The organism is Stenotrophomonas sp. TWI809 (genome assembly GCF_039673205.1).
In the GTDB taxonomy this organism is placed as follows: Bacteria; Pseudomonadota; Gammaproteobacteria; order Xanthomonadales; family Xanthomonadaceae; genus Stenotrophomonas.
In genome coordinates, this window is record NZ_JBDJLE010000007.1 from 125,306 (window position 1) to 138,025 (window position 12,720).

Consider the following 12,720-nt stretch of genomic DNA (forward strand, 5'->3'; position numbering starts at 1 on the left):
TGTCCGAATCGTTACGAATCGGGTAGGGGCGCAAGCCCCTATACCCAATTCGTAACGATTCGGGTATAAGCTGTTTTCCCGATGGAGACAGACACTACACGCTTGGGTCTGATCGATACCGGAGCCTCGTCCGCCCCGGTCGCCGAGGTGTCGCCGATCGTTACGCTGCATCGGCCCGGCTCGGTGAGGTTATTGGCCCTGGACGCCCATGGGCGCGTACTCGACTGGATCAATTGGCAGGACGCCTCCTGCCTCTACGCGCGTGGCGCGGTGGCCTGGACCCTGGGCGACCCCTGCCTGCACATCCACGGCGGCATCTGCCGCACCACCGGCCTGCAAAGCGGCTTGGACCTGCACCCGATCATCGCCGCCCGCGGGCATGCGCGCTCCCGCGCGATCGACCCCACCCCGAATCTGTCCAATCCCGCGCTGTTCGCGCGCGATTCGCACCTGTGCCTGTACTGCGGGCAACAGTTCAACCGCCCGCAACTGACCCGCGACCACGTCATGCCGCTCTCCAAGGGCGGCCTGGACGTGTGGGAGAACGTGGTCAGCGCCTGCTTCCACTGCAACTCGCGCAAGAGCAACCGGACCCCGCAGCAGGCCAGCATGCCGCTGCTCGCCGTGCCCTATCGGCCGAGCTGGATCGAGCACATGATCCTGTCCAACCGCAACATCCTGGCCGATCAGATGGCATTCCTGAAGGCGCAGTTGCCCAAGCGTTCCAAGCTCTGCGCCTGAGCGCGCTGCGACGTTCTGTCGCAGCCTCCGTCACCGTTTACTCACTGAAAAGGCGGTTTGCTTGCCCCACCCTCATTTGGGGGGGAAAATAGGCGCTCAGAAGAAGCGCGATAAACATGATCGATTCCGCCCGCTATCCCCGCCTTGCGCGCATCCAGTCACCGGATGACCTGCGCAGGTTCGAAGAATCCGAACTGCCCGCGATCGCGGATGAACTGCGTGCCTACCTGATTGAGTCGGTCGGCAAGAGCGGCGGCCATTTCGGCGCCGGCCTGGGCGTGATCGAACTGACCGTCGCCCTGCACTACCTGTATCAGACGCCCGTCGATCAGCTGGTGTGGGATGTGGGTCATCAGACCTATCCGCACAAGATCCTGACCGGCCGCCGCGACGAGATCCACACGGTCAAGCAGAAGGACGGCGTCGCGCCGTTCCCCAAGCGCGAGGAAAGCGAGTACGACACCTTCGGTGTCGGCCATTCCTCCACCTCCATCTCGGCGGCGCTGGGCATGGCGATCGCACGCCAGGCCGAAGGCGATGACCGCAAGGTCGTGGCCGTGATCGGCGATGGCGCGATGACCGCCGGCATGGCTTACGAGGCGCTCAACCACGCCGGCGGCATGGAGCAGGAACCGAACCTGCTGGTGATCCTCAACGACAACAACATGTCGATCTCCGAGGCCGTGGGCGGGCTGACCAAGATGCTCGGCCGCGCCACCGGCAGCCGCACGCTCAATGCGCTGCGCGAAGGTGGCAAGAAGATCCTCGGCGACAAGAAGCACAACCCGACCGCGCGCTTCGTCAAGCGCTGGGAAGAGCACTGGAAGGGCATGTTCGTGCCGTCCACGTTCTTCGAGGAAATGGGCTTCCATTACACCGGGCCGATCGACGGCCATGACGTGCCGGCGCTGGTCGCCACGCTGAAGACGCTCAAGAGCCTGAAGGGCCTGAAGCTGCTGCACGTGATGACCACCAAGGGCAAGGGCTACGAGCGCGCCGAGGGTGACCAGATCGGGTATCACGCGGTCGGCCCGTTCGATCCGGACAAGGGCCTGGTCTCCAAGGGCGGGGCCAAGAAGCCGACCTATACCGACGTCTTCAGTGACTGGCTGTGCGATGCCGCCGCGGCGGAGCCGAAGCTGATGGGCATCACCCCGGCGATGCGCGAAGGCTCGGGCCTGGTGCGCTTCAGCAAGGAATACCCGGAGCGCTACTTCGATGTGGCCATCGCCGAGCAGCACGCGGTGACCCTGGCGGCCGGCATGGCCACCCAGGGCGCCAAGCCGGTGGTGGCGATCTACTCGACCTTCCTGCAGCGCGCGTATGACCAGCTGGTGCACGACGTGGCCGTGCAGGAACTGGACGTGCTGTTCGCCATCGACCGCGCCGGCGTGGTCGGCCCGGACGGGGCGACCCATGCCGGCAACCTGGACCTGAGCTTCCTGCGCTGCGTGCCGCACATGGTGGTCATGGCACCGTCCGATGAGGCCGAATGCCGCCAGATGCTGACCACCGGCCTGCGCTACGCCGGCCCCGCTGCGGTGCGCTACCCGCGCGGCAGCGGGACCGGCATCGCCGCCGGTACGGATCTGGCCACGCTGGAGATCGGCAAGGCCGAGCTGCGCCTGCAGGGCAGCCGGATCGCCCTGCTCGCGTTCGGCAGCACCGTGACGGCCGCCGAACAGGTCGGCCGCGAACTGGGCCTGACCGTGGTCAACATGCGTTTCATCAAACCACTGGACCGGGCCCTGCTGCTGGAACTTGCGCAGCGCCATGAAGGCTTCGTCACCATCGAAGACAACGTAGTTGCCGGCGGTGCCGGCTCCGGCGTGGCCGAGCTGCTCAATGCCGAGAACGTGCTCAAGCCGTTCCTGCACCTGGGCCTGCCGGACAGCTTCCAGCACCATGCCAGCCGCGAAGACCTGCTGGCCGACGCCGGCATCGATGCCGCCGGCATCCGCCAGGCCGTGCTCAAGCGCTGGCCGATGCTGGTCAAGAGCGGCCAGACGCTCAGCGCCGCCGGCTGAACCACGGCGCGCCCCCACTGGGTGAGCGCTCAGGAAAAGCAGCGAGGCCGCGTCCCATCGACGCGGCCTCGTTCGTTTGAGCGCTCAGGGGGCGCTCAAACGCGGTGCACCGGCCATCAGTAGATCTGGAACTGGGCGCGGCAGCCGCCATCCACCCAGACGCCGGTGCGATCCCAGCCCCAGGTCCGCCCTTCGATACAGGCGTTACGCGAGGTCTGGCGGATCAGTCGCGCCTCGCGGCGGACATTGGCCACGCAGCGCTGACGGCGATGGTCGTTGGAATCGCAGGTCAGGATCTGGCCCCGGCCGTTGTTGCCGCCGCCGTTGTGGCCCCAGCCACCCCCACCGCCATTCCAGCGGCCGCCGCGGCCGCCCTCGGCGATGAACTCGGCCCGGCAGCCCTGCGTCACCCACACGCCGTTGCGTGCCTGGCCCCAGGTCTGGCCTTCAACGCAGGGCGAGCCGGAAATCTGCCGCACCAGGCGCGCGCGTCCCGGCAAGGCGCACTGCTGCGTCCGGTTCTTGATCGATTCGCAGCGCACCGGACCGCCGTTGTAACCGTCGTCGTAATAGCGGTCGTAGTTCTGCGCCTGGGCGCCGCCAGCCAGCGCCATCAGCGCCGGCACCACGGCCCAGCGCAATCGTCTGGCGGCCTGGGAAGGGCTCGTGTTCGACATGGGATCCTCGTTGCGTGTTGGGGGAGGCGCACAGGATCGGTGATCGTCCGGCGGCGCGACATAGGCCAGAAGTCGCTGATTTCATCCCCTATTTAGGTACCCGACGCGAGGCTGACTGGACGGACGGCAGGCGGTCACATCCGCACGGACAGCCTTGGATGGCCGGCTCAGCCGTAGCGGACGGCGTCCACGTAGGTCTCCAGCACCTGCACCCGGACGGCGCTGCTGTCGCCGGTCTCGGCATAGTGCTCGCGTGCCAGGGCATCGGCGAAATCGAAGGCGGTGGCCCCGCTTCGGAACGCAATCGGCGCGGATTTGGCTGGATGCACGACGTGCCAGCGGCGTTCGATGTGTTGCAGTTTGATCACCATGCGGATCGTTCCTTTGCGGCATGCCTGGGCGAAAAGCTCACGACGGGAGGGGTCCATCCCTCAGCAGGAACGATAGAGCAGGTTGAAGCCCGTTGTTATCGGATTAGTCTGATTTTGCTCAGCCGTCGGTGCCCAGGAACCGGAACGGTTCGGCCGGCTGGAACCGGGGCAGCGCGTCGCCGGCGAATACATTGCGCTGATCCGGCCCGAGGTCGAGTTTCAACACCGGGGCGCCGCGCGAGAAATCGGCCTTGTTGAGATCCACCCAGAAGGTATTGGGCGTCATCGCCGATTCAAAGAAATACAGCTTGCGCTTGTGGTCGGCCACCGTCCGCCAGCGCGTGGAGGAGATGTTCGGCTCGCCCGGCGTGGTGATTCCGTAGGGCACGGATACATTGCGGATCACACTGAACACGCTGGCCAACGCGACCACGGGATCCTCGCTTTTGGGAATCGCGTTGATGTAGAACTTCGCGCGGGCGAAGCGATCGGCCGAGCGGTTGGTGCCGGGCAGCATCACGGTGCCACCGATCTCCTGCCAGTACGCATTGAGCGCCAGTTGCTGATCGAACACAGGCGAGTTGGTCATCACCTGATAGGCGCGATCGTGATGGATCACCTGCTTGCCGTTGATGTATTCCACGATGGCGCTGTCGCCGCTGGCGTCGGACAGGGACAGGTGCAGCGTGGCCAGCCGGGACTCGCCCGGCACCTTGTCCGTCACGATCGAAAACGGCTCGCGCTCAAGGGCGGCGACGGCCTCGGCAACGCTGGCGAAGTTGTCGAGCACGTATTGCGCCCACAACGAGATCGCCAATCCCGGTTTGCTGCCCCGTTGCTGCGGGTACTGCGATTCTGCCAGCCACAACAGATTGGCTGACAACCCTGCTTCGTTGAGTCCATCGGTGGTGGAGATGTCATACCCGGTGGCGACCACGCTGCCGTAGCGCGAGGTCCAGCGGATCGAGCGAGGGCCGGCCTGGCCATCACGGTCGATGCCTTTGGGCAGCACCCACAGGTTGGTGGCCACATCGCTCTTCCAATCCATCGAGCGGGCCGTGATCACATCCTGGTTGTCGCCCAGGTACACCACGCGGGTGCAGGCATCGGCCTGGGCCGAGACACAGGTGAGCGCCGCAGCGAGTGCGATGTGACGCATCGAAAACAGTGTTTTCATGAGGTGCCTCCTGGCAGTGGTGCTGACAACCTCGCGTCAAACCTGATACCGGCGACGTCCATCCAGGCAGGTCGCACGCATCCTGCTTCAACGCATCATCGCGTTCCGCAGTGCTCGTCACAGACTGCAACGCAGCATCGGCAGAATCGCCCAGCGTCATATCAGCCCACGCGCGGTGATGGAGGAGTGAACCCTGCATCCTGCACGTGGCATCGACAGACCCGGCGCGAGACTGCCCGCGACCTCAAGCGCCTACGGAGCCTGCATGTCCATTCGAGCCGCCCTGCTTGCCCTGCTCGCCGCCCTCACCGCCTGCGCCCATCCTGCGCCGTCACCCTCCTCGACCACTGCAGGCGTACCCGGCGCGGACCGCGATGCGCATGGGTGCATCGGCTCGGCAGGCTACCGTTGGTGCCAACGCACCCAGCAGTGCGAACGCCCATGGGAGCTGGCCAAGGCCAAGGGGCTGGAGAACACAGCCGAGATCATCACCGCCTACTGCGCTGCGCCGCCGGCCGGGCCGGCGAAACGCTGATCCCACGCGGGATCAACCGTCCTTGTTCTTGCCGCCGAAATCGAGCGGCTTGCTGTCGCCGCCGCGATCGTCATTGAACCGGATGTTCAACTCATTGCAGCGGCTTTCGCGGCGGGCGACCTGCGTCGGCAGGTCCTTCACCTGCGGCGAATCCTCGCACTGCGGGCGCGAGGCGACATCGTCATAGGTGGCGCAAGCGGACAGGCCGGACAGGGCCAAGCCGGATACCACGATCACACCGAACAGCGAACGTCTGCGCATCGAACCGGCACCAGAAAGGGGGACGGGTCCGTTGTCCCACGATGCCCCGGCCCGATCACCTGCCATTGGTCATGCCGGGGACACCCCCGGGAACGGCCGCGGGTCCACCGGCAACACCACCAGGAACCGCGCGCCGCCGCCCGGGGCGCTGTCCACCGCGATGGTGCCGGCATGGCGCAGTACGATTTCGCGCGCCAGGTGCAGGCCCAACCCACTGCCACTGCCGCTGGGCCGCAACCGGTGGAACGGCTCGAACACGGACAGCCGTTCGGCCTCCGGCACGCCCGGGCCTTCATCACTGACCGACAGGCCCCCATCGTCATGCAGCGCCACGGCGATCATGCCGCGGCCGCCACCGTGGGCGATGGCGTTCTGCAGCAGGCTGGCGATGACCCGGTGCAGCGCATGCGGATCCCCGCGGACCCAGATCGGCTGATCCGGAGCATCCACCGAAAAGCCGTAGCCGGCATCCACCACCAGTGGCGCGACATCGGCGGCCACGTCGCGGGTCAACGCGGAAAGATCGATACGCTGGGACTGGCTGCCGTGCCGGTCCAGCCGCTGCAGATCCAGCAGCTGCTCGGCGATGTTGCTCAGCCGGCTCAGGTCCAGCTGCAGGCGCGAACGCGCATCACCGGGCGGCAGATCGGCCAGGCGGGTGGCGAGGATCGCGATCGGCATGCGCAGTTCATGCGCTGCACCGGCGAGGAAGCGATCCTGCGCATCGTAGCTTTCGCCGATGCGGCGCACGGCCGCGTTGAAGGCGTCCACCAGCGGATAGATCTCCAGCGGCACCGCACGCGTATCCAGGCCGCTGCCGCGCTCGTTGACCTGGATCGCTGCGGCCTGCGCCGCCACGCGGTTGACCCCGCGCAGCGCGCGATGGATCACCCATGGCGCCACCACCAGCGTGATCACCAGCACCGGCAACGCGATCCAGCCGCCCAGATAGCGGAAGATCAACAGCAGCTGCCGCACGATGCTGCGTTCGGGAATGCCGCCTACCGCCACGTGCAACCGCCCTTCCGGCCGAACAACGACCACCACGCGCACGGCAAGCGCATCGGCATTGATGCGGGTACGGATGTCGGTCTGCTCGATCTGATCCAGCCGTGCCACCAACTGACGGTACTGCACGGGAACATCGCCATGTACCAGGCGTCGGCCACGCTCATCGGCCGCGGCGAACCAGAACGTCGCCGGCGGCCGTGGCACGGCCAGCGCTACCTTCGGCAGATCCGCCTCCAGTCCCTGGGCACCGAAGGTGATGGCCGATGCGATCTGGTCGCTGGTCTTCCAGTCGATATAGGCCGAACGGCGGTCGCCGTAGGTCAACACCATCGCACTCAAGGCCAGGGCGATCGTGGCCGCCTGGATCAGGCAGACCTTCCACACCAGGTTGAACGCCAGGGAATCGGGTTTGAGCAATCTCACGGCGTGTCCTTGAGCAGATATCCGATGCCGCGCATGACGTGGATCTCCACGCCCGCGTCGGCTTCCAGCAGCGCTTTGCGCAGCTTGGAGACGTGCGCATCCAGCGCATTGGATTGGATCGCATCGTCAAAGCCGTACACGGCTTCCAGCAACGAGGCGCGGCCCACCGTGCGCCCTTGCCGCAGTGCCAGTGCCTCGAGCACCAGCAGCTGCCGCCGCGGCAGCGCCAGCAGCACCTCGGACACGCGGGCTTCGCGCGCCACGAAATCGAACTGCAGCCGGCCCAGCGACAACACCGGCAGGGTGATCTGCGAGGGCCGCCGCGAGATCGCGCGGATGCGCGCGAGCAGCTCTTCGACCGCGAACGGCTTGGTCAGGTAATCATCCGCACCCACGTCCAGGCCGGTGACCCGATCGGCCACCGAATCGCGCGCGGTCAACATGATCACCGGCAGGTTGGGCACGCGCTCACGCGCGATCCGGACGAAGCTGGCACCGTCGCCGTCGGGCAGCTGCCGGTCCAGCAGCAGGATCTGATGGACGCCGGCCTTGAGGGCTTCATCGGCCTGCGCCATCGTGCCGACCACGTCGATCACCATGCCGTGGCGCGCCAGGCTGACCTGGATCGCGCTGGCCATTTCCGGGTCATCTTCCAGGAGAAGAAGGCGCATGGGGCGGTGCCTTGCGGGGTACGAAGGAGGCGATGGTACCGCGCAGCCGGACGTAACGTTCCGACAATGTAGGGCGCCCACCATGACACTCCGGTTGTTCCCCCTCGGCAGGTCCATGCACGTCCGTTTCCGTTCTCCGCGCCCTTCCCTTCCGCTGTTTGGCCTGGCCCTGGCCAGTGCGTTCACCGCCGCCACTGCGCAGGCGGCTGATGCCCCCGAGGGCGCCAGGAAAAGCAGCATCGGCATCGCCGTCGTCGCACTCAAGGCCCCCTACGCCGGCTATGACACCGATCGTCTGGCCGCCCCGATCGTCAGCTGGGAAGGCCGTTCGTTCTTCTTCCGCGGTGGCAGCGTGGGCTATCGCCTGCACCAGACCGCGCAGTCCGAGCTTGCCCTGACCGCCTCACCATACGTGATGCGCTTCAAGCGCCGCGACAGCCACGACCCGCAGCTGCGCCAGCTCGACAACCGCAGCCTGTCCGGCATGCTGGGCGTCTCCTGGCGGCACCAGGCCGAATGGGGCGTGCTGCAGGCCAATGCGCAGGCGGAAGTCACCGGACATGGCGGCGGCTTTTCGGCCGATGCCCGGTACGCGTACCCGATCCCGGCCGGCCGCGTGACCTTCATGCCTGCGCTGGGCGTGACCTACACCAGCGCCGATCTCAACGACTATTACTTCGGCGTCAGTGAACGCGAAGCGGCACGCAGCGGCCTGGCGCACTACTCGGCCGGCAGCGGTGTGTCGCCCTACATGGACATCGCCGCCGTGATGCCGCTGGGGCCGCGCTGGACCGCGACTGCGTCGATCCGCCGCACCTCGCTGGCCGATGCCGTGCGCGACAGCCCGATGACCCGTGGCGACCACATGGATACCGCCGCACTCTCCCTCAGTTACGGATTCTGATCATGCGTCAGGGAATCGTACGTCGTGTCGCGGATCTGGCCTTGCAGATCGAACCGGACCGCGCCGCCGTTCTTGAATGGATTCTGCATTCCCCACTGCCCGCGCTCGACGGGCAGACCACGTTCGAACTGGCCTGCGAGGGCCAGGGTGAACGCGTCGTCGCGCTGCTGGACACCCTGCTGCGGCAGGGTGATCCGATCCTGCCGCGCGGCTGATTCCTCGTTTTCCCCCCACCGGTGTCCTGGAGGCGCGAATGAACAACGCAACCGATACCCCGCTGCTGCAAGCAGCCAACGATGACCTCGCCGCGCACGCGATCGTGGCCAATCTCCACCGCGCGATCCAGCACCGCATGGACCGCGACAGCCAGGCCCACGGCCGTTTCTCACGGGCTTACATCGCCGAGCTGTTCGACATCGGGCGCACCATCAGTCCGGCATGTCGGCCGCACCAGGTCGACAGTGAATGGATCACCGCCCGACGTTCCTGGCTGGATACGGTGCTGGGCGAGCATCCGTTGGACCGTCGCGATGCGCAACTGACCGCTGCACGGCACGCCGCCGATGGGTTCCTGCTCCGCGCCTGCGTGCTCGGCTGTGACGCCACACCGGAGGCCGCGACCGAGCGCGTACGCGATGCCCTCATTGCCATGACCCGGCCGCCGCACTGAGTGAGGGAACGCCGCCGCTACGTGCACATGACCGCCGGAATCACCGTGCTACATTCCGGCCAAGGGGCAGGCTGACTGCTTCTTGATGCCGGTATCGGCCGGCCCGGAGCGTGCCCATGCGGTGTTCGGCCCTGCTGCTGTCCCTGCTGTTCTGCGGTGCGGCGCATGCCCAACAGGACGCGCCGCCGGACCTCGCCTTCGACCGCCCCGGCATCGGCTTCGCCGCCTCGACACTGCCCCGCGGTAGCGTCGCGCTGGAGGCGGGACTGCCCAGCTTCAGCCGCGACCGCGACAGCGCGGGCGTGCTGAGCACGCAGTACAGTGCCGACATCACGCTCCGGATCGGCTTGGTCGAGCATCTCGAACTGCAGGCCTTCACCTCGCCCTGGAACCACCTGCGGGTGGCGCCGCGCGATGCACCGGCCGAGCGCAGCAGCGGTGCGGGTGACCTGGGCGTCGGACTGAAGTTCGCCCTGCCCTTGTCCTCGGAAAAGCACGCCGTGGCGCTGCTGGCCAGCACCACGTTCGCTACCGGCTCGCGCGACTTCAGCGAGGGCGCCACGCAGTACGCGCTGGGTGCGAGCTATGAGTACAGCTTCAATGATCGCTGGACCGGGGCCCTGTACGCCAATGTGGCCCGCGGTGGCAGCGAGGACAGCGTCACCTGGGCGCCGAGCCTGAGCTTCGCTGCCACCGATACCGTCAGCACCTATCTGGAAGCCGGCTTCACCGACACCCACGGCGAGCCCTCGACCGGGATGGCCGGCGCAGGCGTCACCTGGATGGTGACCCCGACGGTGCAGCTGGATGCCTCATTCGATGTGGGGCTGGATGACGACAGCCCGGACACACAGGCCGGGATGGGGGTATCGCTGTATTTCGAGTGAGCCTTGCGAGGCTCGTGCAGCCTCACCAACGAAAAGGCCTGCGCGAAACCGCGCAGGCCTTTGTCTGGGACTGCAGTGTCTTTACGCGGCCGGTCAGGTCACTTTCTTGGCGATGGTCATGCCCAGCACGAACAGCACCACAGCGATGATGATGCCCGCCCAGAACAGGAACTTGGCGATGCCGATCGCGGCGCCACCGATGCCCGCGAAACCGAGGGCGCCGGCAATCAGGCCGATGACAGCAAAAATGATGGCCCACTTGATCATGATGATCCTTTCCCCGAATCGGGTTGAATGACAGGACTCCACGGTAGCCAGCCGGCTGTCTCACCTTCGTGAACGCGCCGACTGAACGGCGTGAAGTCAGGCGCGCGGCGCCAGGCGCATTTCCATCGGCTGGTAGCGCAGCCCGGAGGATTCCGCGGCATCGGCGCTGCAGGCAAAGCCGTAACGCTCATACGCAGGCACCGACGAGAGCGATGCGCTGACGGTCAGGACCTCCACACGCGCCTGCTCGATCATGGCCGCCATCAGTGCCTTGCCGATGCCCTGCTGCTGGGCCGCCGGGTCGACGAACAGCATGGCGACATGGCGCCCTTCCTTGAGCTCGGCGATCCCGATGATCCGTTCCTCCTGCGCGTAGGCGAACATCAGAGTGTCCTGCGCCATGCGCGCACGGAACCCTTCCACCGAGGCGATACGGCTGAAGGTCTCGACACCCAGTGCAGGCAATGATTCCGCCACCGATCCCATGAAGGCCGCCATGCATACACGGCTGGCCTGTTCGAGATCCGCTGCCACCAAGGGTCTTACCGCCATCTGCATCTCCTTCCACGTCCATGAAGTCAGCGATCACTCTACCCCGCTGGCCCCACCCCGCGCACGCCGCGCCAGCGGATCGACACCCGCTCAGCGCACGGCCTCGACAAAGACGGGATTGGAGTAGAACCACAGGTCCTGCCAGTGATCTTCACCGGGCACATCGGGCAGCGGCGTCACCTCCGCAGTACTGCTGCCGCGGGCACGGACGAAACCGCCCCGGGTGGGGACCGGCAACACCCAGGACACCGAGCGCCATGCGCCGTCCACCTGCCAGTCGCTGGCGCCGAACACACGCGTTTGCATCACAGGCCCATTGCCACCGCCGGGGCCGCCCACGATCAACTCCACGTGATCCAGCACCGGGTGCCGCCCAGCGTGATTGGCTGAGGCCGGTACACGCACCCGCAGTTCCACGCGCATGGAGGCGCCAGGCGACATCGACAGCGTGCCGCCCATCGTGGCACTACGTGCCTCGTCGTCGTTCGCAGTCGCACGCAGCTCCAGTGCATCGATCAGATCACCGGTGACCGCGAACATCCGTCCGTGTCGAAGGCCATCGAGGATGTCCTCGGCGTCCCGCCGCGCACAGACATGGGTCTTGCTGTACTGGCCCGGATCGAAGTCACTGCCGCCATCACGCTGGTTGACGTGCGAATCGGAGCTGGCCGTGATCCAGAAGCGATGCCCCTCGGACAACAGCGTGTCCCAGATGCCGCCGACCGTCGCTGTCATCTGGTCGAAACCGCCCAGGGTCGGTGCATCCGCATTGCGATACAGGCCGCGATGGACACGGGTGGCCTGATGGCCCGGCGCGCCTTCCATGCCAACCAGCACCTGCGGTGCGGCCGCATGCCAGGCACGCAGTTCATCGGGCGCGACGTCGCCCCACCGGCCCATGGCGGTGGCAGTGCGCGCGGGGTGATTGATGAACATCAACGGCGGTGCCGGCAGCGACCGCATGTGGACCAGTGCATCGAGCATCGTCTGCCCGTCGTCGCGGCTTCCCTGCAGCGGCTCGCTGCGGCCGTAATCGCGTTCGATCGCGACCAGCTGCTCGCGCTCATCCGGGCCGGGGGCGATGATCAGCGAGGCGTGCTCGCCGGCCGGTACATCGAATTCCATGCCGTTGAACTGGATCAGTCCGGGCACCTCGCGGCGGGCATCCAGCAGCGCCGGCCACGCATGGTCCCGGGTGACCGCCGAATGCCCCGGCCCGCCATGATCGGTATGCACCACCCAGGTCAACCCATTGGCGAGCGCCTGCCGGGCGTTATGGGTGCGGGTGTAGGACGAGTCGCCGCCACGGATCGGCGTGGGCGGCGTGGTCCTGCGATCCCAGTCCACGCTCCACTCGCTGTGGACGTGGTGGTCGCCCGCCTGCCAGCTGCGGCCGGCATCGTGATCGGCCGCCTCGGAGACCATTGGCCACGCCAGCACGGCCACAAGCGGCAGGAAGAAAACATGTCGCATCGGATGTTCCTCACAAACGGGCAGCCGCATCCGGGGCACGCGCACGTGCCTCCGGATGCACCGCGAAGGTGGC

At 66.7% G+C, this 12,720-nt stretch carries 16 protein-coding genes; 7 read left to right on the forward strand and 9 right to left on the reverse strand.

What is annotated here, in order from left to right:
- Positions 1-81 precede the first annotated feature (81 nt).
- Positions 82-741 (forward strand): HNH endonuclease, encoded by a 660-nt coding sequence (locus tag ABE472_RS07870; protein ID WP_088432555.1) that lies wholly within the window; start codon positions 82-84, stop codon positions 739-741.
- Between the two features lie 116 nt (positions 742-857).
- Entirely contained in the window at positions 858-2,768 is a 1,911-nt protein-coding gene (gene dxs, locus ABE472_RS07875) for a 1-deoxy-D-xylulose-5-phosphate synthase (RefSeq protein WP_346463794.1), read from the forward strand.
- A gap of 116 nt (positions 2,769-2,884) precedes the next feature.
- Here the strand turns inward: dxs and ABE472_RS07880 are convergent, their stop codons facing one another.
- The 3 genes from ABE472_RS07880 to ABE472_RS07890 all read right to left on the reverse strand — a co-directional run bounded on the left by ABE472_RS07880 (position 2,885) and on the right by ABE472_RS07890 (position 4,975).
- Positions 2,885-3,514, reverse strand: coding sequence for a DUF3011 domain-containing protein (locus tag ABE472_RS07880; protein WP_313209017.1), 630 nt, complete (start codon positions 3,512-3,514; stop codon positions 2,885-2,887).
- A gap of 98 nt (positions 3,515-3,612) precedes the next feature.
- A complete protein-coding gene (locus tag ABE472_RS07885) occupies positions 3,613-3,816 on the reverse strand; it encodes a hypothetical protein (protein WP_313208993.1) in 204 nt (67 codons plus the stop codon).
- A gap of 118 nt (positions 3,817-3,934) precedes the next feature.
- Positions 3,935-4,975 (reverse strand): linear amide C-N hydrolase, encoded by a 1,041-nt coding sequence (locus tag ABE472_RS07890; protein ID WP_346463843.1) that lies wholly within the window; start codon positions 4,973-4,975, stop codon positions 3,935-3,937.
- A gap of 283 nt (positions 4,976-5,258) precedes the next feature.
- On the opposite strand from ABE472_RS07890, the gene ABE472_RS07895 reads away from it, so the two are divergent.
- The gene (locus tag ABE472_RS07895) at positions 5,259-5,528 is read left to right on the forward strand and encodes a peptidase (protein WP_346463796.1); all 270 of its coding nucleotides are present in this window, start codon (positions 5,259-5,261) and stop codon (positions 5,526-5,528) included.
- A gap of 12 nt (positions 5,529-5,540) precedes the next feature.
- On the opposite strand, the gene ABE472_RS07900 is transcribed toward ABE472_RS07895, so the two are convergent.
- The 3 genes from ABE472_RS07900 to ABE472_RS07910 form a co-directional block, all read right to left on the reverse strand.
- Positions 5,541-5,789: a hypothetical protein gene (locus ABE472_RS07900; RefSeq protein ID WP_313208992.1), complete on the reverse strand. Its 249-nt coding sequence runs from the start codon at positions 5,787-5,789 to the stop codon at positions 5,541-5,543.
- 69 nt (positions 5,790-5,858) lie between these two features.
- Positions 5,859-7,223 carry a HAMP domain-containing sensor histidine kinase gene (locus ABE472_RS07905; RefSeq protein ID WP_346463798.1) on the reverse strand — a complete coding sequence of 455 codons (1,365 nt, stop codon included), beginning with the start codon at positions 7,221-7,223 and terminating at the stop codon, positions 5,859-5,861.
- Positions 7,220-7,894 (reverse strand): response regulator transcription factor, encoded by a 675-nt coding sequence (locus tag ABE472_RS07910; protein WP_313208990.1) that lies wholly within the window; start codon positions 7,892-7,894, stop codon positions 7,220-7,222. Before ABE472_RS07910 ends, ABE472_RS07905 begins: the two co-directional genes overlap by 4 nt.
- Before the next feature lie 115 nt (positions 7,895-8,009).
- Here ABE472_RS07910 and ABE472_RS07915 point away from each other — a divergent pair, with 115 nt between their 5' ends.
- The 4 genes from ABE472_RS07915 (at position 8,010) to ABE472_RS07930 (ending at position 10,355) form a co-directional block, all read left to right on the forward strand.
- Positions 8,010-8,798, forward strand: a complete 789-nt coding sequence (locus tag ABE472_RS07915; RefSeq protein WP_313218940.1) for a MipA/OmpV family protein — start codon at positions 8,010-8,012, stop codon at positions 8,796-8,798.
- Positions 8,799-8,800: 2 nt separating this feature from the next.
- Positions 8,801-9,013, forward strand: a complete 213-nt coding sequence (locus ABE472_RS07920) for a hypothetical protein (RefSeq protein ID WP_313208988.1) — start codon at positions 8,801-8,803, stop codon at positions 9,011-9,013.
- Positions 9,014-9,051: 38 nt separating this feature from the next.
- A complete protein-coding gene (locus ABE472_RS07925; protein WP_313208987.1) occupies positions 9,052-9,468 on the forward strand; it encodes a hypothetical protein in 417 nt (138 codons plus the stop codon).
- 116 nt (positions 9,469-9,584) lie between these two features.
- Positions 9,585-10,355, forward strand: a complete 771-nt coding sequence (locus tag ABE472_RS07930; RefSeq protein WP_313218942.1) for a transporter — start codon at positions 9,585-9,587, stop codon at positions 10,353-10,355.
- Between the two features lie 93 nt (positions 10,356-10,448).
- Here the strand turns inward: ABE472_RS07930 and ABE472_RS07935 are convergent, their stop codons facing one another.
- From ABE472_RS07935 to ABE472_RS07945, 3 genes are all read right to left on the reverse strand, one after another.
- Positions 10,449-10,622 carry a DUF1328 family protein gene (locus tag ABE472_RS07935; RefSeq protein WP_019182774.1) on the reverse strand — a complete coding sequence of 58 codons (174 nt, stop codon included), beginning with the start codon at positions 10,620-10,622 and terminating at the stop codon, positions 10,449-10,451.
- Positions 10,623-10,718: 96 nt separating this feature from the next.
- Positions 10,719-11,174 carry a GNAT family N-acetyltransferase gene (locus ABE472_RS07940; protein WP_313208985.1) on the reverse strand — a complete coding sequence of 152 codons (456 nt, stop codon included), beginning with the start codon at positions 11,172-11,174 and terminating at the stop codon, positions 10,719-10,721.
- A 90-nt stretch (positions 11,175-11,264) separates the two neighbouring features.
- A complete protein-coding gene (locus ABE472_RS07945) occupies positions 11,265-12,647 on the reverse strand; it encodes a hypothetical protein (RefSeq protein WP_346463800.1) in 1,383 nt (460 codons plus the stop codon).
- Positions 12,648-12,720 lie beyond the last annotated feature (73 nt).